The following is a 23999-nucleotide window of genomic DNA, read 5'->3' on the forward strand; positions in this document are numbered from 1 at the left end:
GTCGTGTCGATTTACAACAGACAAATTCATTCAACCTTTAAACTATTACAAACATGAACTCAGTAAAATTAATCGGAAACGTAGGCCGCGAAATCAATGTAAAAGAATTTGATGGCGGAAAAGTGGCAACCTTTTCTTTGGCTACCCACGAGTCTTATATCAATAAAAACAAGGAAGAGGTCAAAAACACAGCATGGCATTCCATTGTAGCATGGGGACAGCTTGCAGAGCGCTGCGAAACCTTGTTGGAAAAAGGCAAGATGGTATCGATCGAAGGCAAACTAAATTACCGGCAATATCAAAACAAAGAAAACCAAACCGTCCGGGTAGTTGAAATAGTTGCGTCCAAAGTAGACGAGGTGGTGAAAGATCAGGAGGTGAAGGCGTGAGAATGGGCTTTTACTCACATTCTGATACAGAATCCTGGCAGTATTTATGTAGCCAGGATTCTGTATTAAAATCAACCATTCACCAAAGCCTCTTTCCATTTCCCGTAAGCTTCTTTGGTAGCTTCTCTTACAGCAAGGTCTGGCTCAATGGTTCTTAATGCGGATAACCCGGTGAAGGCGTCCTCTCTTGTTTTGTAATAACCCAAGCCAAAACCCGCAGCACGGGCGGCACCCTGAGCACCATCTGTGTTGATCAGTTCAACGGTTGCTCCTGAAACGTTAGCAAATGTTTCACGAAAAACGGGACTCAGGAACATGTTGGCTTCACCAGCCCTGATATTTTTTAATGATACGCCCACAGTTTCCATGATTTCCATACCATAATACAATGCGAAAACAATGCCTTCCTGAGCAGCACGGGTCCAGTGGCTTAATCCATGACGACTAAATTGTAAACCTTTGAAGGTTGCTCCGGGATCCTGATTTTCAAGCATTCTTTCGGCTCCGTTACCAAATGGCAGACAAAGCAATCCGTCTGAGCCTACGGGTGCCTGAGCGGCCAGTTCATTCATTTGAGGATATGAAACTGTTCCCTGCATCAGCGAATTTCTCAGCCAGCCATTCAGGCTGCCGGTTCCGTTGACACATAGAAGAACACCATAACGGGATGCTTTTGATATCGGATTCACGTGTAAAAATGTGTTGACTCTGGACAGCGAATCAAATTTGATCTGATCGCTTACACCATAAACAACACCCGAGGTTCCGGCGGTTGCAGCAACCTCACCCGGTTCCAGTACATTCAAAGAAAAAGCATTATTTGGCTGATCACCTGCACGATAAGTAACTGGTGTACCAGCTTTAATACCAAGAGCCAAAGCTGCTTCCGGCGTAACACGCCCCTGCTCAGAAAAAGTGGGCAGAACGGTTGGCATCAGGGAAGGATCAAAGCCGAAATGATTAAAAAGAAAATCGGCAGGACGTTCATTGACAAAATCCCAGAATATCCCTTCGGACAAACCTGAGGGTGTAGTAACAACTTCATTTGTCATGCGTGCTGCCAGATAGTCGCCTGGAAGCATAAATTTATCAACTTTTGCATAAACCTCAGGCTCATTCTGTTTTACCCAGCCTAACTTGGAAGCAGTAAAATTCCCGGGAGAATTAAGTAAATGAGGAAGTACATATTCTTCTCCCAGCGCTTCCATCGCCCGGTTTCCAACTTCCACTGCCCGGCTGTCACACCAGATAATGGAAGGTCGTAATACATTGAGATTTTTGTCGACTACCACCAGTCCGTGCATTTGGTAAGAAATACCTATAGCTCCGATTTCGTTAGGAGAAATACCCGATTTTTGCATTACTGCCTGAGACGCAAGGCATGCGTTTTCCCACCATAATTCAGGCTGCTGCTCAGCAAAACCGGGCTTTGGTGCGGCAATTGTCATTTCCTTCTCAGGGTAAAAAGCCGATGCAGCTACCACTCCGGTGTCGGCATGAAGTAAACAAGCTTTTACGGATGAACTGCCTAAATCAAATCCCAGGAAATACATATTTATTATTTTAATTATGATTAAATGCTACGAATTTTTAAAGATAAGCGGTTAAATTTTCAAAAATGCTCAAACATTCAAGATTTATCTTCGTTTAAGTGTAAAATATACACGTATTATTAAATACATGGGTTTTATTCATCCGGTATTCCATACGCTGTTAAAAATAATATCTTAAAACACCATTATTTTGTAAAGATATTGAGACTATTGGAATCAATTTGAAGTCTAAATTGTGTTATCCCTGAGAGTCCGGGATTTATGTAAATTTGTCTTTCCGGGACTTTCGCAAAACATCCTTTTATGAGAAAAGCTGTACAATTTATTTTAGTGGGCGGAATTATTCTACTGTCTGCAGGTTTCAGGCCAAAAGACAAAAAATGGGAGAAGACTTTCTCGAAACTAGATTCCGATGTAAGGAAAAACAGTAAAGCCTACCAAACTCTTGGTGAAGCTACCAAAACAATCGGGCACCGGCTTACGGGAAGTGCAAATGGCGAAAAGGCGGAAGAATATGCCTTTAAACTATTAAAAAGCTACGGATTTACTGATGTTGCCTACCAGCCTTTTGAAGTGGAAGCATGGATGCGTGATACGGTTACGCTTAGTATTGCTCCCGGAAGCAGCGACAACTTTCGCGACGTTCCGGTCGTTTCACTGGCGCATTCGCCGGTTGATGCAAAATTACAGGGCGAAATCGTAGACGTTGGTAACGGGCTGGAGGAGGATTTTGAAGCAGTTAAAGCTAAAATAAAGGGGAAAATAGCACTTGCTAACATCGGACTTGTTGGTGTCACAGGCAAAAAAAATCTTCACCGGTCAGAGAAAACGGCTTTGGCGATTCAGTACGGAGCGGTTGGCATTATCATGGTAAATGGTGCTCCGGGCAAAATTCTGCTTACCGGAACGGCATCCGTTACAGGTGGAATCATCTCGATTCCGGCTGTTTGTATTTCCAATGACAGTGGCAATGAAGTTCGTAAATGGCTTAAAGAGGAAGCACCTTTAGAAGCTAATATTGAAATGCATAATGTTTCAAAGCCGATTAAAGCACGAAATGTCATTGCTACATTAAAAGGAAAATCGGATGAGAAAGTGATCATTGGCGGACACCTTGATTCATGGGATCTGGCGACGGGTGCGATCGATAACGGAATTGGCTCGTTTGCGGTAATGGATGTGGCAAGAGCGTTTAAGTCACTTAAAGTAAAACCCGAACGCACTGTTCAGTTTGTTCTTTTTATGGGTGAAGAGCAAGGTCTGCTTGGTTCAAAACATTTTGTTGAAGAACTAAAAAAAACGGGTGCACTTGAAAAAGTCGCTTACATGATGAACCTCGATATGACCAACGACCCGATCGGTGCCAATACATTTGGAAGAGAAGAAATGACGGATTTTTTCAAAACGGTCGGTGCTGCTGTTAAAAATGTTGATCCTTCATTCAAAAATGAAATATTAAATCGTGCAGGCTTACATAGCGATCATCAGCCGTTTATGCTTGAAGGCGTTCCCATTGCAGGTCTTTCAGGTCAGCTGACTCCGGCTGTTTTACAATGCTATCATGCCGACTGCGATGATTTTAGCCTGGTAAATAAAGATCAGCTTGAAAATACGGTAAGAATCGCTTCGATGTACCTGTATGCACTGGCCAATACCGAAAGTTTGGCTGTGAAAAAACTTTCTGACACCAGCACCCGTGACTTTTTAATCTCTCAGGGATTAAAGCAGGAATTAGTTTTAGGCCAGGAATGGCGCTGGGGCAAATAAAGTGAAACTGAAACTGGTTATTAAACATGATACCGGTTTCAGTTTCACTTTGCAACTACTTTTAACCCTACAATCGAACCGATCAAAAGAAATACAAAAAACAGTCTCCAGAAATCGGTTGGTTCTTTGTACAAAATCATCCCCATCAACACAGTTCCTACTGCTCCTATTCCCGTCCAAACAGCATAAGCTGTACCAATCGGAATCGTTTGGATCGCCTTACTCAGCAAAAGAAAGCTCATACTGATACAAATCAGGAAAGCGACGGTCCACTTAAAATTTGAGAAATTATTTGATAATTTCAGGCAGGTTGTAAAGCCAATTTCAAAGGCTCCTGCTACGATAAGAAAAATCCAGGCCATTTTGTTTGAGACGATTTACGTCAGCTGGTAAGGTTGCAAAGCTCGCCCGTTTTATTACCAAAACATTTTACATTTGTTAAAAAAGCTCATTGCCGTTCACCGCGAATCCTGCTCAGTGAAACCTGGCTGATGCCAAGATACGAAGCGATATGACCCAGCTGAATTCTTTTTGACAACCCAGGATAAGTTTCAGTAAATTCCCGGTACCGTTCTGCTGCCGGTTTAAATTGCTGACTGATAAACCGCTGATCAGCTTTAATAAATTCCGATTCAGCCAGCTTCCTTCCCCAATTTGCAAGCTCAATCTCCAAATCATAAAGACGCTGTAACTCCCTGTGCGAAACTTTGTAAACTATGGATTCTTCCAGCAATTCAATACTTTCATATCCGGGTTTATCAGCAAAATAACTGTTTAAGGAAAGTAAAATATCAGCTTCCTCTCCAAACCAGAAAGTCACTTCTTTATCGTCCTGATTACAAAAGGCGCGTGCAACACCTTTTTCAAGAAAAAATAATGAGCGTTCTGTTTTCCCCTCCCGGATAAGTAAATACCCTTTTGGATAAATTTCCTTTTGCAGCAGTGGCACCAGCCTGCTCAGACAGATTTCTGCCGGATTTAAACTGACAATTTTCCTGATCGTGTTTTCCAAAGCGGTACCAGTTAACCAAACGAGAATCCCGTTTACTAACAAAGATAAAGATTGAGGCAGAACCCGACCGATCATTAGTAAGAAATGCAGATATTTGCATCCCAAAATTTATGTTTCCAATGCTTGTCTTTCCAAATGCGAAAATCAATATCGGCCTGAATATCGTTAAAAAACGAACTGACGGATATCACAATATCACATCCTGTTTTTATCCTGTCGGCTGGTCGGATGCGCTGGAAATCATTCCCGCAGATGTGTTTTCTTTTCACTCAGATGGTTCATTCATTCCCGGAAAAGAATCTGATAATCTGTGTGTAAAGGCCTATCAGATGATTGCAGCTGACTATTCACTGCCACCCGTTTCCATTCATTTACTGAAAATAATCCCCATCGGCGCGGGACTAGGCGGTGGCTCTTCTGATGCTGCATTCTCGATCAAGGCTATAAATCAATTGTTCCGATTAGAAATTTCTTTGGAAAAACAACAGGACTATGCACGTAGATTAGGCAGCGACTGTGCTTTCTTTATTCAAAACAAGCCGGTTTTCGCTTTTGAAAAAGGTGATCAGTTTGAGCCGGTTGATTTGAGTTTAAAGGGGAAATGGATTGTAATGGTTAATCCCGGTATTCATATTTCCACGATTGAGGCATACTCAGGAATAAAACCCGAAGAGCCTGAATATGATTTAAAACTCATATTAAAAGAACCACTCGCCGCCTGGAAAAACATTGTAAAAAATAATTTCGAGGTTACACTTTTTATAAAATATCCTCTCTTAGAAAATATAAAGCAAGATTTATACGATTTCGGTGCTGTATATGCAGCAATGAGCGGATCAGGGTCGACTTTATATGGAATTTTTGAAAAAGAAATTGATCTGTCCGGCCATTTTGAACGTTTTAATGTCTGGCACGGTGCATTGATGTAGATTTATTCTTACAACAAGTATGTAAATGGTAAATAAATTGTCATTATATTCACTTGTTGCTTTAAATCAGAGCCTTATAAAAGATTGATAAACAGGGATGAGCACAAGGCCTTCTACCAAATTACGGGAAAACCCATTCTCCAGAAGAAGGGAGCCACTGGGCTTCATGCTCTGGCTTGGTGTGATTGGCAGTTCACTCTTGTTTACAACCATTTTTATCGTTTATCTGGTGCGTATGCACGAAGAGCAAGATCATTTTGTTGCACTTCCTGATATGTTCTGGCTGAGTACACTAGTCATCTTATTCAGCAGTATAACCTTGCATGAAGCCAACCTGGCCTTTGTTCAGGAACGTTTCTTACATTACCGCGTCTTTTTAGGAACCACTTTTATTCTAGGAGTAACTTTTATGTTACTGCAAATAAGCGGTTGGCTGGAAATGATTAAAGCAGGTGCTTTCGCGGGACAAAATAATTCCATCGCATTCGTATACCTGCTCACGGGTCTTCACCTGTTACACATTTTGGGCGGCATTGTTTATCTAAGCATTCTTTTCCAAAAGGCTGTTAAAAACAGAACCTATGTGGATTCTTTTGTTTACAGCGTCAACCCTCCAAACCGTCTTCGCCTCAAATTAATGACACGTTACTGGCATTTTGTTGATGCTTTGTGGCTTGCTGTTTTTATTTTTCTCGTCCTTTTATATTAAAAATTACGTTTGAGGCTCCTTCTGGCCAGGTAAGTGCTAACCAGTGTTAGAACGGCCGCCATTAGCATTGGGGCACCCGGAAGATAAACCGGAGCAGCGGGCTGCGTGAAGTAAGAAAATAAATTGGTCATTAACGGCGGGCCGATGATAGAAGTAAGGCTTTGAAGGCTTGTAAGTGCTCCCTGAATTTCACCCTGCTCATTTGCTGCCACCTGTGTTGAAATAATACCTTGCAGGGATGGACCGGCAATACTTCCCAGGATGTACGGAACCATAAAAACATACATCATCCAGCCCTGGGTGGCAAAAGCATACAAAGTAAAACCAACCGCATAAAGCAGTAAGCCAAGATAAACGCCTCGTTTCTGCCCCAGTTTTGGAATGATCAGACGAATCAGGTAACCCTGAATTACAGCGCTTAACAATCCCACTGCTCCCAGCGAATAGCCGATCTGGGCTTCACTCCATCCAAATTTTTCGATCACATAAAATGACCAGTTACTTTGAACGGCATGCAAAGCTACATAAACCAGACCCAGTGAAACAATAAGTCCGTAAATGACCGGGTACCTTTTCAGATTTTTAAATGAGCCCAAAGGATTTGCTCTCGACCATTCAAACTTCCGGCGATTCTCAGGCTGCAGGGATTCCGGCAGGATGAAGTAACCATATAGCCAGTTTACAAATGATAATACTGCGGCAGCCATAAACGGAACGCGCGAACCATACTGCCCAAGCAAACCTCCCAAAACCGGTCCTATAATAAAACCAAGTCCAAAAGCCGCCCCAAGCAACCCGAAGTTCTGTGCCCGTTTTTCAGGCGTGCTGATGTCCGCGATGTAAGCGGCGCCTGTAGTGAAACTTGCACCCATGATACCAGCGATGACCCGTCCGACATAAAGCCAGGCAAGTGTGGGAGCGAAAGCAAGAAAAACGTAATCGACACCAAAGCCGAAAAGTGAAGCCAGTAAAACCGGTCTGCGGCCAAACTGGTCGCTGATGCCACCGATTACGGGAGCAAAAATAAACTGCATAAAGGCGTAGGCAAACAAAAGCCATCCGCCATCACGGGAAGCTGCGCTGATACTGTCGCCTGTGAGCTCGCTGATGAGCTTGGGCATTACAGGAATGATGATTCCAAGACCGATAACATCGATCAGCAAAGTGACAAAGATAAAACCCAGGGCAGGAGATCGTTTGGCGGACATAGCGTAGTGTTATGTTCAAAAATACAGCTAAATCCTGATCAACAACCAAATATGAACCGAAAATTTGTTTTGCCGTAGTTGAAATGAGACAATGGCTCAGGCATTACAAAATACTATTTTTTCAAAATCTTAAACTCCACTCGCCGGTTACGCTGCTGCCCTTCCGGTGTATCGTTTTTGGCAACAGGAACGGTTTCTCCATAACCTTTACTTGCTACGCGGTCGGGTTCAATTCCTTTTCCAATCAGATATTCCTGTACGGAATCTGCCCGGTCCTGAGACAGTTTTAGGTTAAATTCATTACCACCCACATTGTCCGTGTGTCCGCCAAGTTCAATAAACAGCGTTTTATTTTCTGCCATCGTGATTGCGATACGGTTAAGCTCAGGAAACGATTCACTGTTTAACGTAGATTTTCCGGTTGCGAAGAAAATGTTGTTCAACCTCACGATTTGTCCTTCTTCTATCGGAATCAGTTTCAGCGATTTGTTATTGATTTCGCTATATTTTTTTGACTTGCCGTCCGCAGTCGAATCGGTTAAATCGACGTTTTCACCCTCTGCAATAAAGTTTGATGCAACTGCACGCATGCTGTATTTTTTGCCTTTGGGTAAAACCAGTTTATATTCGCCGGTTAGCGGATTAGTTGTGGCAGTTCCGACTTCTTCTCCTGTTGCCAGGTCTTCATAAATAATGGAAGCTTCCACAGGTTTTCCTGTTTTTGAATCCGTAACCTTTCCACTGATCAGCGCTACGGGGTCGGATGTTGGGACAATTGCAATTGTTGCTTTGGCAGTATCTCCGGGCACTTGTTTTGGCTGGAGATTGTAACGGACAACATCTCCTTTTCCTTCAGTATCCTTAAAAGAAACCATGTAAGCATAATCACCAATAGCAGAAATGGAGTAATAAGCATCGTAACCATCGGTGTTGATAGCGGATCCCAGATTAACAGGCCGACTCCATCTCTTCCAGGATTTGTCGATACGCTTGCTGTAATAGATGTCATTACTTCCCTGCCCTCCTTTTCGGTCACTTGAAAAATAAAGCGTTACGCCATCGGGGGCTAGAAACGGGGTTGTTTCGGTAAATTCTTCACTATTTATCTCAGGCCCCAGATTTAATGGTTTCGACCAGGAGCCGTCTTTTTGTTTAAAACTCACATAAAGATCATCCACTTTACTGTTTTTCTTTTCACTAAAAGACATTACTAAAACCTTTCCATCGGTTGAAAGATACCCGCAGTCGAACTGGCCCTTACTGATTTTTGCATAACCGGGAATGTCAATTTTATTTGGTGCAGCCCATCCTCTTGTTGTTCTTTTGCTGGTAGAAAATCCTCTTGTTTCATAAACCCCATTTTTATAGGATCCTTTTAGCAAAAGCGTATTACCATCCGGAGTGATGCTGTAAAGACTATTATAATCTTCTTTATTCAATGGAGATGGCAATCTTCTTGCCTGAGACCAAAGGTCATTTTTAAGTTCAGAATACCAGATATCCTGACTGCCTTTCGCTCCATGTGTATTTTGCGGATGGCTTACACGAGAAAAATAGATGGTCTTCCCGTCCGGAGAAATGGTCGGAGCAATTTCGTTATATTCCGTATTGACCATCTTGCCCAGGTTTTCCAATTGCGCCTGGCTGGCGGTAAAAACAAAAGTAAATACGATCAGAAAAAGAAAAATTCGCATCGTTTTATATGAGGGTATTTTTAGTGGTGTAGTGTTAGAAGTCACCGAAATATCATTCTAACTCTTTATTTTCAACATATAACGATTTATCCAGCGGCTTATTTCCCGGATTCTTCTGGACAAACTCTTCCATTTTAGTCAGCAGTTCCACAGCGTCATCCGAAACAAGAAGCAGCTCACGGTTATCTGTATGCAGAAAACCTTCTTCTACCATTTTATCCAGTTGCAAAATCAGCAAATCGTAGTAACCATTGATATTAAGGATACCCACCGGTCCTTCGAAAATCTTCAGCTGCGCCCAGGTCAGAATTTCAAACAATTCATCGAAAGTGCCATAACCGCCCGGGAGCGCAATAACGCCGTCAGACAGCGAAACCATCTTGGCCTTTCGCTCATGCATGGTTTCGACAAAATGCAGCTCTGTCAGCGTTTTTTGCGCAACTTCCAGTTTTGCCAGAAAATTGGGGATAATTCCGGTTACCGAGCCGCCGTTTTCCAGGGAACCATCCGCAACACGTCCCATCAACCCCATGTTTCCGCCGCCGTAGATCACGTTAATTTTTCTCTTGGCAAGTTCGTCTCCCAATGCGTATGCGGCTTTTGCATAAACAGGATTTTTACCAAAATTAGATCCGCAGTAAACGACGATAGAATGCATGCTGTTAAGATTTTCCTCGTTATTAACCTTCTACTTAAACAATATCCTCCACCAACCCTTTCAAATCGATCTCTCCGAAGGTACCGGAACTCATGAGCAGTAAATTTGCATCATTCCAGTTCTGTGATTTTATAAAAGCGCCCAGTTCATTAGAATCAGTAAATATTTTCAGATCATCGCGTTTGAAAGCAGTTCTGATATCATCTTCTGAAAGTGGTTCGAGCCTTTTATGTTCAATCGTTAAGGGATTAAAATAAACCACCGCGATGTCGGCCGCATTCAGTTTTCTTCTGTATTGTTTTAAAAACGCTTTGTTAAGGCTGCTGAACGTATGTAATTCAGCAACGGCTACCAACGTTCTGTCAGGAAACTGCTCTTTTAGGGCAGAGGTCGTTGCTCCCACTTTGGAAGGTGCATGAGCGAAGTCGCGGTAAATGCTGACTGTATCGCTTTTACCGAGTAACTCCATTCTTTTGGAAGCACCTTTAAATGTTTGTATTGCATTATAAAACTGCTCATCAGTAATCCCAAGACGTTCACAAACAGCCCGTGCACCGCTGATGTTTTTCATATTATGATCCCCAAAAACCAAAACCGGAACTTCACCTTGTTCGGCAGTGATCAATATCGTTTTGCCACCTTCAATTTTGTTAGGATGAACATTGTATGGCGTGCTGATTACGTCTGGCCGGCCCTTTTGACCGATAACATCAAGCATATCATCCGTTTCATCGAAGACGATAGCTCCTGCTTTTGGTAAAGAATCAGCTAATAATTCAAATTGTTTCACATACAACTCCCAGGTTGGAAACACATTAAAATGGTCCCAGGCGATACCGCTGATTAATGCAATATGCGGCTGATAATGCATGAATTTAGGCGTCGGGTCCAAAGGTGACGTGAAGTACTCATCTCCTTCTATAACAATCAGCGGCGCTTCGTCAGAAAGCTTTACCATGTTATCAAACCCTTCAAGCTGTGCACCAACCAGATAATTAAAAATCCGGTTGTTAAATTTAAGTACATGAAGGATCATGGACGTAATGGTTGTTTTACCATGACTTCCGGCAACAACAACGCGCTGTTTGTTAACGCTTTGTTCAAAAATATATTCCGGATACGAATAAATTTTAATACCTAACTCTTTTGCTTTTGCAAGCTCGGGATTATCCTGGCGTGCATGCATTCCTAAAATAACTGCTTCCAGATCTTCCGTAACTTTTTCAGGAAACCAGCCTGTCATGGCCGGCAATAATTCGTATTGAGCCAAACGACTGGCAGAAGGTTCATATATTTCGTCATCTGAACCTGTAATAAGATAGCCTTTCAGATGAAGTTCGATGGCCAGGTTATGCATAACACTGCCACCAATTGATATAAAATGTATTTTACGCGAAGATGAAATTTGACTCATTGCAGGAATTGAAACTGATTCGGAGCGAAGTTAACAAGAATTGACCTTCATGCCAATCAACCACGCGGAGCTTTGGACAAAAAGTTAAGATAACGCTCGTTTCAAATCACTTTGTTTAAATAAAAAATAGCCGGAGAAGTACTCCCCGGCTATAAAAACTATTATTATTTGTGAAAAAGCGATTACGAATTAACACGGAATTCCTTAACCAATTCAATGCTCTCGGCCACTTTTTGCTGTATCCAGGTATAATTTCCTTCTGCTAAAACTTCTTTTGGAAATAGATTAGAGCCAAGTCCCACTGCATAAACTCCTGCACCAAACCATTCGTCGATACTTTCCTTGGTTGGCTGAACGCCGCCTGTTACCATAATTTTAATATTCGGCATCGGTCCTTTTATTGCCTTTACGAATTTAGAACCAACTACATCTCCCGGAAATAATTTTACAACTTCGGCTCCTGCCTGTGTTGCATTGTAAATTTCAGTAAGCGTAGTGATACCCGGTATCCAGGGAATATTTGCTACCGCACAAACCTTCCCAACTTCCGGGTTCAGGCAGGGCGTTACGATAAAGTCTGTTCCTGCATCAACATATTTCTGAGCAGTTGCAGCATCGTAAATGGTACCAATTCCAAATGATAATCCGGGAAGACTTTCTTTTACATAAGCCAAAAGCTCTGTAAATACATTAAAAGCGTTTTCTCCACGATTGGTAAATTCAAATACCCGGGCACCGCCGCGGTAACTTGCATTAATAACTTCTTTAGCGACTTCCACGTCTGCATGATAAAAAAGCGGAAGTACGCCCACTTTGTTGAGAAGTACCAATGTTGTTTCCTTATCCATAATTTTTGTTGACAATAGCTGTTAGCTAATAGCCGTTAACTTTTTTATAAATATTATCTTTTTATCCGTCCCGAAGTTTCTCCCTGTCTGATCGCTTCTACTTCTGCAACAGTAGAAATTAAAGCATCTCCTTCAATCGTATGTTTAAGCGCTGAAGCGGCTACACCAAATTCAAGCGCTTTCTGATCATCCCCATTGAAAGAGATCAGTCCGTGGATCAATCCGGCGATGAAAGCATCACCGCCGCCTACACGGTCAATGATCGGATTTATTTCGATATCAGCAGTTTCCAGTAATTCCGTTCCGTTCCAAAGCAAGGCACGAAGCAGGTTGTGAGAAGCACTGATTGAAGTCCTTTTTGTATCCACAACTTTACTAACCTGTGGAAAAGCCTTCTGTAAATTGACACTTGATTCGACAAAATCGTTTCCTTCTATGCCAAATATTTCCAGTATATTTTCCTTATTGGCAATCACAACGTCCGTTCCGGCAGTGAGTTCCGGAAGAATATCCGAAGGTTTTTTACCATACTTCCACAAATTGGCACGATAGAAAATATCCCCTGAAACGGTTAAGCCATATTTACGGGCGGTTTTGATTCCGTTCAAAAGTGCATCTGCTGCTCCCTGAGACAAAGCCGGCGTGATCCCGGCCCAATGAAACCATTTTGCATCTTTAAGTATTTCATCCCAGTTAATTTCTTCCGGATCAATCGTTGCCAGTGAAGAGTTCGCGCGATCGTAAACGATCTGGCTTCCTCTTAATGCAGCTCCGGTTTCAAGAAAGTAAACCGCCATTCTTGGCCCTCCATAAATAATATGCGAGGTGTCAACACCATGCGTACTTAAATACTGAGATGCGGCACGGCCGATTGGCGAGTCCGGGAAACGGGTTACATGCGCCGTTTTATGTCCCCAATATGCCAGAGCTGATGATACATTTGCTTCTCCGCCGGCATAGGTTACATTTAACTGACGTGCCTGTTCAAAACGGGAGAACCCCGGTGTAGAAAGTCGCATAAGCACTTCCCCGAAAGAAATAATCTGAGCCATATAATAAAACTATCGACAATTAGTCAGCATAAATTCTGCGTAATCAACTGCCTTTGGTAAAATGAATATCTGTTCAAAAATAAGGTATTATAAATTAAAATAGCCCTTAACGTTCAGTTTCGGGCTATCTATTTATTCGCATAAGATCGGCTTTAAGAAAACTTACTTTTAAAATCCGAAATAATTTTTCGCGTTATTGTAGGAAATATCCGACACCAGTTTTCCCAGCCACGGAAGATCATTCGGTAGTTCTCCGTTTTCCACATCGTTTCCGATCAGGTTACAAAGTATTCTTCTGAAATACTCATGTCTTGGATAAGAAAGGAAACTACGAGAGTCAGTAAGCATTCCGACAAAGCGGCTCAAAAGCCCCATATTGGATAATGCATTCATCTGTTTTTCCATTCCATCCTTTTGATCCAGAAACCACCAGCCTGAACCAAACTGCATTTTTCCGGCAACCGAACCATCGTTATAGTTTCCGATCATGGTAGCCAGCACTTCGTTGTCACCAGGATTCAGGTTGTACAAAATCGTTTTGGCAAGCTGATCTGTTGAATCGAGTTTATTTAAAAACTTAGATAACGCCTGCGCCTGGCTATAATCACCAATCGAATCCCAGCCTGTATCCGGCCCAAGTTCGCGCAGCATTCTTGCATTGTTGTTTCTTAAAGCACCCAGGTGAAACTGCTGTGTCCATGATTTTGCATGATCCATTTTAGCCAGATCATAAAGCAGGACAGATTTAAATGCAGTGCTTTGTTCAGCAGAAGGAACTTCTCCCTTTAACGATGCCGCAAAAGCCTGTTTCGCAGTGCTTTCTTCAAATGAAGAATAAATATGCTCCAACCCGTGATCAGATAACTTTCCTCCCATCGAAGCAAAAAAGTCGTGACGATTTTGCAAAGCAACCAGCAGATCTTCATAAGATTCAATTTGGCTTACACCCGCCGTTTCAGCAAGTTTTGCAAGATATTGCTGGAAATCAGCAGGAGAATCGATCAGCAGCATCGCTTTATCCGGACGGAAAGTCGGTAAAACTTTGATATCAAATCCGCTGTCACTGATTTTTTTGTGATATTCAAGTGAATCAGTAGGGTCATCCGTTGTACAGATTACCTTCACGTTCATTTTTTTCAGCAGACTTTTTACTGTAAAATCCGGCTGCTTTAATTTGGCCGAACACTCGTCATAAATTTCGCGGGCTGTATCTTTATTTAACAGAATATCGATATCAAAGTAACGAAGCAATTCCAGATGAGTCCAGTGATACAACGGGTTACGCATTGTGTAAGGAACCGTTGCTGCCCATTGTTCAAACTTTTCCCAGTCGCCGGCGTTGCCTGTACAATATTTTTCATTGATGCCATTGGCACGCATTGCCCGCCATTTGTAATGATCTCCGTAAAGCCAGATCTGCGTAAGGTTCTCAAACTGGCGATCCTCTGCAATCTGATCAGGGGGGAGATGGCAATGGTAATCGATGATCGGCATGTTTTTCGCGTAGTCATGATATAAGATCCGCGCCGTTTCGGATCTTAAAAGGAAGTTTTCATCTACGAAAGTTTTTTGTCCTGCGGAAACTGTTGTTGCCATGCTATCGGAATATTTCTCTATATAAAATTGTTCAGTTTGATTCTTAGAAAGTTTGATTGTTTGACATGTCATTCCCACTTTTCCAAACATTCAAACTTTTCAAACATTCAAACTTCTTTTGATCCCCATTTCCAAACCACGCAATTCAGCAAGTCCTCTCAAACGGCCAATGGCTGTATAACCAGGGTTTGTTCGTTTTGTTGCCGAAAGATCGTCGAGCATACGGTGTCCGTGATCCGGCCGGAAAGGCATTCTCAGATCAGTACGACCATTTTCAATCCGTTTTTGCTGTTCTTCAACCAATGCTTTCATCACGCTGTACATATCCACATCTCCGTCCAGATGGTCGGCTTCGTAAAAACTCCCATCTGCTTCCCGGCTTGTTGCGCGCAGGTGTATGAAGTGAATTTTGCTTCCCAGACGGTTTACCATTCCTGCCAGGTCATTGTCCGGTCGAACGCCGTAAGATCCTGTGCAAAAACAAATTCCGTTTGACTCGTTATCAAAAGCTTCTAATAAAAGCATTGCATCGTTTTCGGTACTGACTACGCGGGGAAGGCCTAAAATCGGGTAAGGAGGATCGTCCGGATGTATGGCAAGCCTGATACCCGCCTCAGCAGCCACAGGTGCAATTGCCTGAATGAACTGGTACAAATGTGTACGTAACTCCAGATCGCCCACGTTGCGGTAAGTGTCCAAAACCGTTCTGAACTCCTCAATTGTAAAACTCTCCTCTGAACCCGGCAATCCGGCTATAATATTGCGAACCAATAAGTTAACAGCATCTTCGGAAGCATCTGCAAGCCATTGTTTTGCTTTTGCTTTTTGCTCATCACTGTAATCATCCTCAGCAGCAGCTCTTTTTAAAAGGTAAAGGTCAAATGCTGCAAATTGGGTTGCATCAAACCGCAAACCGGTTGAGCCGTCCTTCATCGGAGCGTTTAAATCTGTTCTGGTCCAGTCCAGGATGGGCATGAAATTGTAGCAAACCGTATCTATTCCGCATTTTCCCAGGTTGATCAGTGACTGCTGGTAATTTTTGATATACTGTTCAAAATCGCCGGTGCGGGTTTTAATGGCTTCATGAACCGGAACGCTTTCTACCACTGACCAGGTTAACCCTGCGTTTTCAATCAGCTCTTTTCTTTTTTGAATTTCTCCAATTTCCCAAACCACTCCGTTTGGAATATGATGCAAAGCGGTTACAATTCCGGTCGCTCCTGCCTGGCGAATATCCTGTAGGGAAACAGGATCATTCGGGCCAAACCAACGCCATGTTTGTTCTAATGACATAAATATTAGGCTATTAGCGACTAGCTGCCAGCTTTTACCGCCAGACAGTCAAACGCTTAAAGCAATTTAAGGTTATTTTTAGCTACTCCGCAAGTTAACACGGATTCGCACAAATTAGGTAAACTAAGTTTTTGATTTTTTACGAAGTTAAATGGCCATCAGCCAAGTGCTGGTGAGCTAATAGCTTTAAGCTACCAGCCTATGCTCCGGCACTCTTTCACGTAACACTTTCAGAGCCCGGCTCATCTGCGTTTCAACAGTTTTAACCGAAATGGCTAAACGTTCGGCGATGTCACGGTAACGAAGACCTTCTTCTCTGCTCAGCCTGAAAATGATCTGACATTGTCTTGGAAGATCATTGATACAGCCTTCTACATGATCATAAAATTCGTTGAAAGACATTTCCTCAGCAGGCGAATAGTGATCGGCATGCGACATATTCCATTGAACTGAATCGAGAGATTCACGCTCATACTGGCGATGTACGCGTAATTTAAGATAATCCAGCGCCTGGTTTCTTACAGCTCTGTAGATGTAAGCCTGAAATGAGGTATGCACCTCGATCTGCTCACGGTTTTTCCACAACTTTACAAACACGTCCGACACAACTTCCTCCGCGATTTCCCGCGTAACCACCACCCGCATTGCATAATTGCAAAGAGCGCGATAATGATGTGTAAACAACTCACGAAAAGCATAATAATCTCCATTCGCAACAACCTTGCCAAACAAATTTTCCAAAACACTTTTCTGGGAATAAGAGGCAGGTAATGTACTGGTAAAAGACTTCGTTTCCATTAAGGATTATTATAGGTTAATTGAAAAATTCCTGGATATGCTGTGGTGTTGATCCCTTCCTTTTTCGGAATAGTAAGTCTAGTTTATGCATTGACTCGTTGATATGCAAAAATAATTCTTGAAAAAATCAATATATTTACGCAACCGTTCCCGGAACCGTTCCCGTTTTGTACTTTTTTCCCGGAACCCAGTGCAATTTTGTATTTTTACGCACAAGTGCCTCTTTGGTGTATTTGCCGGAAAAAATATTAAAATTGCACTATTCTGATAAACCCCTGACATGAGAAAAGCATCCGTTACAATTAAGGAAATTGCACGACTTTTAGAGATATCCAAATCAACGGTATCAAGAGCACTTCGTGATAGCAGCGAAATAAGTGAAGACACCAAAAAGAAGGTTTTGGATCTGGCAGAATCATTACATTACGCGCCAAACCCTATTGCGCTGAGCCTGCTTAAAAACAGGACCCAGACAATCGGAGTAATCGTTCCGGAAATCGCGAACCGTTTTTATTCTTCGGCGATCGGAGGCGTGGAAGATATTGCTTACAGCAGGGGATACCACACAATGATTTACCAGAGCCACGAGTCGCTCGAAAGGGAACTATCCGCATGCAGGCATATTTCCCTAAGGCGGGTGGACGGACTCGTTGTTGCCATTTCTGCCCATTCCGAAAACATAGATCATTTTATTGAATTACAGGAACAGGGCATTCCGGTTGTGTTATTCGACAGGGTGACTGACGCTTTACAGACCCATAAAGTTCGTGTAGACGACTACAAGGGTGCTTTTGAAGCTACTGAACATTTAATATTACAGGGTTGTGAAAGAATAGCGCATATTGCAGGACCCAAGCAGGTTTCTGTCAGTACAAACAGAATTGAAGGATATCGCGAAGCACTTAGAAAATACAATATCCCGTTCCGGGATGAATGGGTTTTACATAGCCCCATTACACAGGCAGGCGGCACAGAAAGGACTTATCAACTCATGGCCCTTCGGAACCGGCCCGATGCAATTTTCGGAGCCAGCGACCGGATTACCATGGGTATTCACTGGGCGCTGAGGCAGCTCGGATACAAAATGCCGGAAGAGATTGCAGTAATCGGATTCTGCGACCTGGCAATGTCTTCACTACTCGATCCGCCAATCAGCTCGGTTACGCAGCCCGCTTTTGAAATGGGCCAGCAGGCGACTTCTTTACTCCTTGACCTGATTGAAAGCAAAAATACCCCGGCCAGTTATGAGACCAGGGTATTGCCGTCAAATCTTGTAATACAGAAATCTTCGTTGAAAGCGACTGTACCGGTTAATTAGTAAGTTTACAGTTAACAGACTGAATAACCGGAGATCTTCGCTAAAAGAAACTTTACCGCTTAAATAAGTTTACAGTTTTAAGTTCATAGTTAACAGACTCAATAGTCTGTCTGCCCGAAATCAGATCCGGCCACTTTAAACTGTTTGCTGTTTACTAAAAACTTAATCACCCGCTAATCGTCAGCCGGTGATCGATTTTAGCTTTCTTTCAAATTCAGACAAAATCCGTTCTTTCATCGAAACTTTACGTTTTTGGATGTTGATACGGCCCATTGCCTGTTTGTCGATTTCAGGATCGCCTGTTGCGGTTCTGTCGAACTCGATGATCGCAAATTCGAGATCACTTTTTTCGCGTTTGGCAAGCCATTCAAGCTCTCTGTATTTTGTTCTCAACTGCTCTTCCTGACTTTTCATTTCAAAAGCCGGATACTTGCGGCTGATCACGCGGGCCAGGTAGCTAAGTTCAAATATTTTATCACAAACCATTCTAAAGCGCTCCGACAGTTCTTTGTCAGCCATTTTGAATGGAATTTTAATTTCTTTCCATTTGCTAAGCAGCACTTTTGCTTCCTGCGATGCTTCTACAATATCCGGGCTGCGTAAAAGCTGCTCTGCGGTGGCCAGAAGTTTCTGCTGTTCCAGGATACGCGGGTCAACACGTACTTTGGGTTCAATTCCTTTGGCAAGATTGTATTTGTCATAAAACAATTTAAGGAAGTGCCTGTAAGCTTTGTTAACCTTAAAGAAACGCTTTGGCGGAACTTCACCCACATTGTTCCAGGCATTACGTACATCTCTCGCTTTTGAATAAGCATCATCCAGATCACGCGAATAGCTAAGTGTTTTCGTGATTTTAATCAGGCGTTCATACTCGTCGATACGTTCCTGATTAATGCGGTTCTGCTCGTCGAAATAATCGCGGCGTCTTTGGAAGAAGCTATCCAGAATGTTTTGAAATGTTGTTTCCACCTCATCCTGAAACTCTTTTTCAACAGGGCCTGTCCTGATCCATTTTGCTTTAATCTCCTGAATCTGATCCGTTGCGGCTGCATAATCTTCAATTGCTGCTGCTTCGGTTACGTCTTCAATCAGTGCGCGTTTGATCTCAAGATTTTTTAACTGATTTACCTCAATCAATCCTCTGAGATACTCCTCTTTTTCTTCCAGCCTTTTTAATAGCGGAACAAAATCGCCCAACGCATCGAAGCTTTTCAGCTTCCTTTGCAATTGAATCAATTTTGTCAGATAGGAACCTTTATTGAGTGCTTCGTCGATTTCGCTTTCCAGTTGCTCCACTTTATTGAGCACAATAACGAATCGATTTTTGAAATAATCAATGGCTTCCTGCTCTGTCCTTTTTACTTCTCCAATTTGCCGGTCCGGGTGTTCGAGATACCCCTTTAAAAATACTTTGCTGTCTTTGACATAGCCGTATTCATCATTCAATGTGGCATTTTCCATTCTTTCAAATTTTTTTATCTGCTAAGTGTAGGGATATAACGATATTTGTTACGCACAAATTAACTAAAAAATGAGTAACGAAACCATTATTTTCTCAATGTCGGGGGTTAACAAAATCATTCCTCCAAACCGGCATATCATCAAGAACATTTATTTATCCTTTTTTTATGGTGCTAAAATTGGGGTTTTAGGACTAAATGGATCGGGGAAATCTACTCTGTTACGCGTTATAGCGGGTATTGACAAAGATATTCAGGGAGATGTCGTTTTTTCTCCGGGGTACTCTGTGGGCATGCTGGAACAGGAACCAAAGCTGGATCCTGCCAAGACCGTTCGCGAAGTTGTGGAAGAGGGCGTACAGGAAATCGTAAACCTTTTAAAGGAATTTGACCAGATTAACGAAGCCTTCGGAGAGGAAGACGCCGACTTCGATAAATTGCTCGAACGTCAGGGAGAAGTGCAGGAAAAACTGGACGCAACCGACGCCTGGAATCTGGATAACCGCCTTGAAGTAGCCATGGACGCATTAAGGTGCCCGCCATCCGACGCACTTGTATCGACATTGTCCGGTGGTGAAAAACGCCGTGTTGCACTATGCCGGCTTCTGCTTCGCCAGCCCGATGTACTGCTGCTCGATGAACCTACCAACCATTTGGATGCGGAGTCTGTACTTTGGCTTGAAGAACATTTAAGACAATATAAAGGAACTGTGATTGCCGTAACCCACGACAGGTATTTCCTGGACAACGTAGCAGGCTGGATCCTTGAACTCGACCGCGGCGAAGGTATTCCATGGAAAGGGAATTACACTTCCTGGCTGGAACAGAAACAGGAACGTTTGAGAAAAGAAGAAAAAACGGAATCCAAACGTCAGAAAACTTTGCAGCGTGAGTTGGAATGGGTTCGTATGGGCGCAGTGGGCCGTCAGGCAAAATCGAAAGCACGTCTCGGCGCTTATGAAAGATTACTGGGAGAAGAAGGCAGGGAGAAAGAAGAGAAACTGGAAATTTTCATCCCGGCCGGTCCACGTTTGGGAAACAAAGTTATTGAGGCACATGGCGTTTCCATGGGCTTCGGTGACAGGCTACTTTACGAGAACCTGAATTTCGCTTTACCGCCAAACGGAATTGTTGGAATTATCGGACCAAACGGTGCCGGTAAAACCACGCTTTTCAAACTCATAACCGGACAGATAAAACCATTAAGTGGTCATTTTGATGTTGGTGATACCGTTCAATGGGCATACGTAGATCAGGAACATGATAATTTGGATCCGGCGAAAAGTGTATACCAAAGCATTGCAGATGGTAACGACTGGATTATGATCGGAGGCAAACAATCCAACGCCCGTGCTTATGTAAGTCGTTTTAACTTCGGCGGCGGTGATCAGGAAAAAAAGGTAGGGACACTTTCGGGAGGAGAAAGAAACCGCGTGCATTTGGCGATGACACTAAAAGAAGGCGGAAATCTGCTGCTGCTCGATGAACCAACCAATGATCTTGATATCAATACATTAAGGGCTTTGGAAGAAGGCTTGGAAAACTTTGCAGGATGCGCCGTAATCATCAGTCACGACCGCTGGTTTCTGGACCGTGTTGCAACGCACATCCTGGCCTTCGAAGGCGATTCACAGGTTTACTGGTTTGAAGGAAATTTCTCCGAATACGAAGAAAACCGGAAGAAAAGATTGGGTGGAGACGCTACGCCTAAGCGGATTAAGTATAAGAAGCTGGTTTAGGGATTTTTGAAGTATAAAATGGCGCTTGAAATGCTTTCTGGTAAGGAGGCGTTTTGAGCGCTGTTCGTTTGCATACCCAAGTTTGGCGTAGTGTGCAGACTACGTCCAAGTGTCATCGGTCTCTGACCAACTTGAGAAAAAGATGTTTTATCTATTCCTTTCAAAAATGACTATCATAAATCGCGGTGCTCTGCACCTTCCTATTCCTTTCAAAATCATTCTACAAATATTGCGGCGCACAGCGCCTTGACATTATGTGCAGAGCACCGAAATATTGTAGAAAAAAAATCAAAACACCGAACCTGAGGTGCAGTGCACCCTAATAACGCAAGTTGAGCGTCTAGCGATTACCCAAAATATAGACTGCGAACCAATAAATATGTTCCTTCAATCCAACCATTTACATTTAAAATGGTTCCTACGTTGGCACGCCCAACCTTAACAAGAATCGCCGTTTACATTCGTAAATCTCATCTAAAAGCTGTTGTGGTAGAGGTTACTTTTAACATTGAATTTTAAAATAAACCATCCCAATTATGACCTCAAAATCTAACCGTTTATTTGTTATGTCCGTACTCTTACAAATGATGCTCATTAGCTGTAAAGAGAAGCAAAATCCTGCTGAAGATTATTTGGCGATTTGGAAATGTCAACAGGAAAATAACTATGATGAAGCAGCCACCCGTAAGAGTATTATTGGAACTTGGGGATGGAAATACTCCGCTGGTAGTCATGTCTCATCTACACCTTCAAAGAACACAGAATCATCGAAAAATCTTAGAATCAAGTTTAACGAAGATGGTTCCGGAACGATCATGGCAAAAGATACAAACGGAACCTTTACCTGGACGATTGAATTAAAAGACAATAACCTTTATGGGTTCCAAACCATGCCCTTTATTTCTCAGGTATCTGGTCGCCTACTGTTTTGTGACAATTTGATGATGTGTAATGGCAGTTATGTTGACGGCCCGGATAACATTTTCAAAAAGGAATAATTTAAGTTGGGACTAAGCCCAACGAAGCACCAATCGAATCAGATCGATCTCCATTAGACTCCACAATTTCGAACACTGGAATAAACGATATACTCCGGATTTTTAACCCACCCCGCCTGAACTGAGCAGGAAAGTAGTAAGATTCTTCCTTGGAAGGCAGGGTTATTTGATTTACATTAACCACGCACTTACTTATATTTCGTTATAATACAGATTTTTGAAAAGAAAAAATTCAAAAGTAAAAGATATGACAACTACACCTGAACACGATGAAAAGATAGCCAAACTGACATTTGCTTCCGTTTATCCGCACTACATTACAAAAGTTGAACGGAAAGGCAGAACAAAAGACGAATTACATCAGGTAATAAACTGGCTAACGGGCTTCGACGACAAACAGCTTAAAGAACTGATTGACGAAAAAGTAACTTTTGAAACGTTCTTCAACAGAGCGACACTGAATCCAAAGGCTCAACTGATAACCGGTTTAATCTGTGGCTATAGAATAGAAGAAATTGAAACTCCTCTTACGAAACAGGTGAGGTATCTGGATAAGCTGGTGGACGAACTGGCGAAGGGGAAAAAGATGGAAAAAATATTGAGAGGAGCGTAAAAATCTATTCGACAAAAGATAGGTTTTGGAGTATCTTTATTAAGTCATTTGAGAATCGGGTATGGAAACATACGAACTATTCTGTTAAAGGTATAACATATGATCAAAAATACCTTTGCTTTGGCTACAACAGCCGCTTTGTGAGGCAAAATCTAATCTATTGCCTTTGTGACAGAAACTCCTAACAATTATGAAACAGCTAACATTTTACCTATTCCTGGTCCTTCCTTTATTGGGAAACGCGCAAAACGTCAGTAACGAAATGAAGGTTAAAAACGGATCGGATATTACAAAAACCCTTCCTTACTCGGAGCGATTCAGGTATTCTTCCTTTCTTGACGGCAAAGTATTTTTCCGAAATGGCCGCGTAGTGGATGCAAAGTTAAACTACAGTCTTGCACATGGAGAGATTCAATTCTTGGATGCAAAAAACGATACGCTCATATTGAATGATAAAAACTTCATGGATAGAATAGCCATCGCTGCGGATACTTTTTATTACTATCAACATCATGGCCATGTAAGAAAAGTTGCAGGTTACAGTCAGGTTATGCTTGCTGAAAAACAAATTTTAGGGACAAATGGTACCGAGCGATATGCAGCATACAATCAGTACAGCTCCACCACAGCAATATCCACTTATTCTTCATTTGTAAACGGTGCCGGGCAACCGCAGGAGCTGGAAGGAAGTAACAAAATACTTTTGAAGAAACGCTTTGTGTATTTTTTTCTGGATAAAAACAGAGACATTTATTTAGCTACCAAAGGAAATTTACTCAAAGTATTCCCACGACACAAAAAAGCGCTGAATGAATATTTGAAAACAAATAACGTAGAATTTTTCGATCCGAAAGAGATTGTACAGACTTTGGAATTCGCAAGTAGTCTTTGATATTCAGTCTATTGACAAAAACAAAAAGGTGCATCGAAGTAGTTTTCGATGCACCTTGA

Annotated in this window: 22 protein-coding genes; 9 read left to right on the plus strand and 13 right to left on the minus strand. The window is 42.4% G+C overall.

Annotated elements, in window-relative coordinates; translation table 11 throughout:
- The first annotated feature begins 53 nt into the window (after positions 1-53).
- Positions 54-389, plus strand: coding sequence for a single-stranded DNA-binding protein (locus E0F88_RS17480; protein ID WP_131959568.1), 336 nt, complete (start codon positions 54-56; stop codon positions 387-389).
- 71 nt (positions 390-460) lie between these two features.
- Here E0F88_RS17480 and E0F88_RS17485 read toward each other — a convergent pair whose 3' ends face one another.
- Complete coding sequence (locus E0F88_RS17485; RefSeq protein WP_131959569.1) at positions 461-1942, minus strand: xylulokinase; 1482 nt, start codon at positions 1940-1942, stop codon at positions 461-463.
- Between the two features lie 303 nt (positions 1943-2245).
- Here E0F88_RS17485 and E0F88_RS17490 point away from each other — a divergent pair, with 303 nt between their 5' ends.
- A complete protein-coding gene (locus tag E0F88_RS17490) occupies positions 2246-3709 on the plus strand; it encodes a M20/M25/M40 family metallo-hydrolase (protein ID WP_131959570.1) in 1464 nt (487 codons plus the stop codon).
- A gap of 44 nt (positions 3710-3753) precedes the next feature.
- Here E0F88_RS17490 and E0F88_RS17495 read toward each other — a convergent pair whose 3' ends face one another.
- Both E0F88_RS17495 and E0F88_RS17500 read right to left on the minus strand, forming a co-directional pair.
- The gene (locus tag E0F88_RS17495; RefSeq protein ID WP_131959571.1) at positions 3754-4071 is read right to left on the minus strand and encodes a DMT family transporter; all 318 of its coding nucleotides are present in this window, start codon (positions 4069-4071) and stop codon (positions 3754-3756) included.
- An 86-nt stretch (positions 4072-4157) separates the two neighbouring features.
- Positions 4158-4721, minus strand: a complete 564-nt coding sequence (locus E0F88_RS17500; RefSeq protein ID WP_131959572.1) for a Crp/Fnr family transcriptional regulator — start codon at positions 4719-4721, stop codon at positions 4158-4160.
- Between the two features lie 119 nt (positions 4722-4840).
- Between E0F88_RS17500 and ispE the strand changes: the two genes are divergently transcribed.
- Positions 4841-5650, plus strand: coding sequence for a 4-(cytidine 5'-diphospho)-2-C-methyl-D-erythritol kinase (gene ispE, locus E0F88_RS17505; protein WP_131959573.1), 810 nt, complete (start codon positions 4841-4843; stop codon positions 5648-5650).
- Positions 5651-5747: 97 nt separating this feature from the next.
- Positions 5748-6359 carry a cytochrome c oxidase subunit 3 gene (locus tag E0F88_RS17510; RefSeq protein ID WP_131959574.1) on the plus strand — a complete coding sequence of 204 codons (612 nt, stop codon included), beginning with the start codon at positions 5748-5750 and terminating at the stop codon, positions 6357-6359.
- Here the strand turns inward: E0F88_RS17510 and E0F88_RS17515 are convergent.
- From E0F88_RS17515 to E0F88_RS17555, 9 genes are all read right to left on the minus strand, one after another.
- The gene (locus E0F88_RS17515; RefSeq protein WP_131959575.1) at positions 6356-7567 is read right to left on the minus strand and encodes a TCR/Tet family MFS transporter; all 1212 of its coding nucleotides are present in this window, start codon (positions 7565-7567) and stop codon (positions 6356-6358) included. The genes E0F88_RS17510 and E0F88_RS17515 overlap by 4 nt on opposite strands.
- A 113-nt stretch (positions 7568-7680) precedes the next feature.
- On the minus strand, positions 7681-9261 hold the full coding sequence (locus E0F88_RS17520; RefSeq protein ID WP_131959576.1) for an OmpA family protein: 1581 nt from the start codon (positions 9259-9261) through the stop codon (positions 7681-7683).
- A 52-nt stretch (positions 9262-9313) separates the two neighbouring features.
- Positions 9314-9919 (minus strand): LOG family protein, encoded by a 606-nt coding sequence (locus E0F88_RS17525; RefSeq protein ID WP_131959577.1) that lies wholly within the window; start codon positions 9917-9919, stop codon positions 9314-9316.
- A gap of 34 nt (positions 9920-9953) precedes the next feature.
- Positions 9954-11333: a UDP-N-acetylmuramate--L-alanine ligase gene (locus E0F88_RS17530; RefSeq protein WP_131959578.1), complete on the minus strand. Its 1380-nt coding sequence runs from the start codon at positions 11331-11333 to the stop codon at positions 9954-9956.
- Positions 11334-11515: 182 nt separating this feature from the next.
- Positions 11516-12181 (minus strand): bifunctional 4-hydroxy-2-oxoglutarate aldolase/2-dehydro-3-deoxy-phosphogluconate aldolase, encoded by a 666-nt coding sequence (locus tag E0F88_RS17535; protein ID WP_131959579.1) that lies wholly within the window; start codon positions 12179-12181, stop codon positions 11516-11518.
- 53 nt (positions 12182-12234) lie between these two features.
- Positions 12235-13233 carry a sugar kinase gene (locus E0F88_RS17540; RefSeq protein ID WP_131959580.1) on the minus strand — a complete coding sequence of 333 codons (999 nt, stop codon included), beginning with the start codon at positions 13231-13233 and terminating at the stop codon, positions 12235-12237.
- A gap of 168 nt (positions 13234-13401) precedes the next feature.
- Complete coding sequence (uxaC, locus tag E0F88_RS17545) at positions 13402-14829, minus strand: glucuronate isomerase (protein WP_131959581.1); 1428 nt, start codon at positions 14827-14829, stop codon at positions 13402-13404.
- Between the two features lie 99 nt (positions 14830-14928).
- The gene (gene uxuA / locus E0F88_RS17550; protein WP_131959582.1) at positions 14929-16122 is read right to left on the minus strand and encodes a mannonate dehydratase; all 1194 of its coding nucleotides are present in this window, start codon (positions 16120-16122) and stop codon (positions 14929-14931) included.
- 186 nt (positions 16123-16308) lie between these two features.
- Positions 16309-16920, minus strand: coding sequence for an RNA polymerase sigma-70 factor (locus tag E0F88_RS17555; RefSeq protein WP_131959583.1), 612 nt, complete (start codon positions 16918-16920; stop codon positions 16309-16311).
- Positions 16921-17200: 280 nt separating this feature from the next.
- On the opposite strand from E0F88_RS17555, the gene E0F88_RS17560 reads away from it, so the two are divergent.
- Positions 17201-18238 (plus strand): LacI family DNA-binding transcriptional regulator, encoded by a 1038-nt coding sequence (locus E0F88_RS17560; protein ID WP_131959584.1) that lies wholly within the window; start codon positions 17201-17203, stop codon positions 18236-18238.
- 180 nt (positions 18239-18418) lie between these two features.
- On the opposite strand, the gene E0F88_RS17565 is transcribed toward E0F88_RS17560, so the two are convergent.
- Complete coding sequence (locus E0F88_RS17565) at positions 18419-19699, minus strand: DUF349 domain-containing protein (RefSeq protein ID WP_131959585.1); 1281 nt, start codon at positions 19697-19699, stop codon at positions 18419-18421.
- Between the two features lie 70 nt (positions 19700-19769).
- Here E0F88_RS17565 and ettA point away from each other — a divergent pair, with 70 nt between their 5' ends.
- From ettA to E0F88_RS17585, 4 genes are all read left to right on the plus strand, one after another.
- Entirely contained in the window at positions 19770-21437 is a 1668-nt protein-coding gene (ettA, locus tag E0F88_RS17570; protein ID WP_131959586.1) for an energy-dependent translational throttle protein EttA, read from the plus strand.
- Between the two features lie 566 nt (positions 21438-22003).
- Positions 22004-22435, plus strand: a complete 432-nt coding sequence (locus E0F88_RS17575; protein WP_131959587.1) for a hypothetical protein — start codon at positions 22004-22006, stop codon at positions 22433-22435.
- Positions 22436-22682: 247 nt separating this feature from the next.
- A complete protein-coding gene (locus E0F88_RS17580) occupies positions 22683-23048 on the plus strand; it encodes a DUF2200 domain-containing protein (protein ID WP_131959588.1) in 366 nt (121 codons plus the stop codon).
- Positions 23049-23238: 190 nt separating this feature from the next.
- A complete protein-coding gene (locus E0F88_RS17585) occupies positions 23239-23940 on the plus strand; it encodes a hypothetical protein (RefSeq protein ID WP_131959589.1) in 702 nt (233 codons plus the stop codon).
- The last annotated feature ends 59 nt before the right edge of the window (positions 23941-23999 follow it).

Source organism: Dyadobacter psychrotolerans (assembly GCF_004349265.1).
Lineage (GTDB): Bacteria > Bacteroidota > Bacteroidia > Cytophagales > Spirosomataceae > Dyadobacter > Dyadobacter psychrotolerans.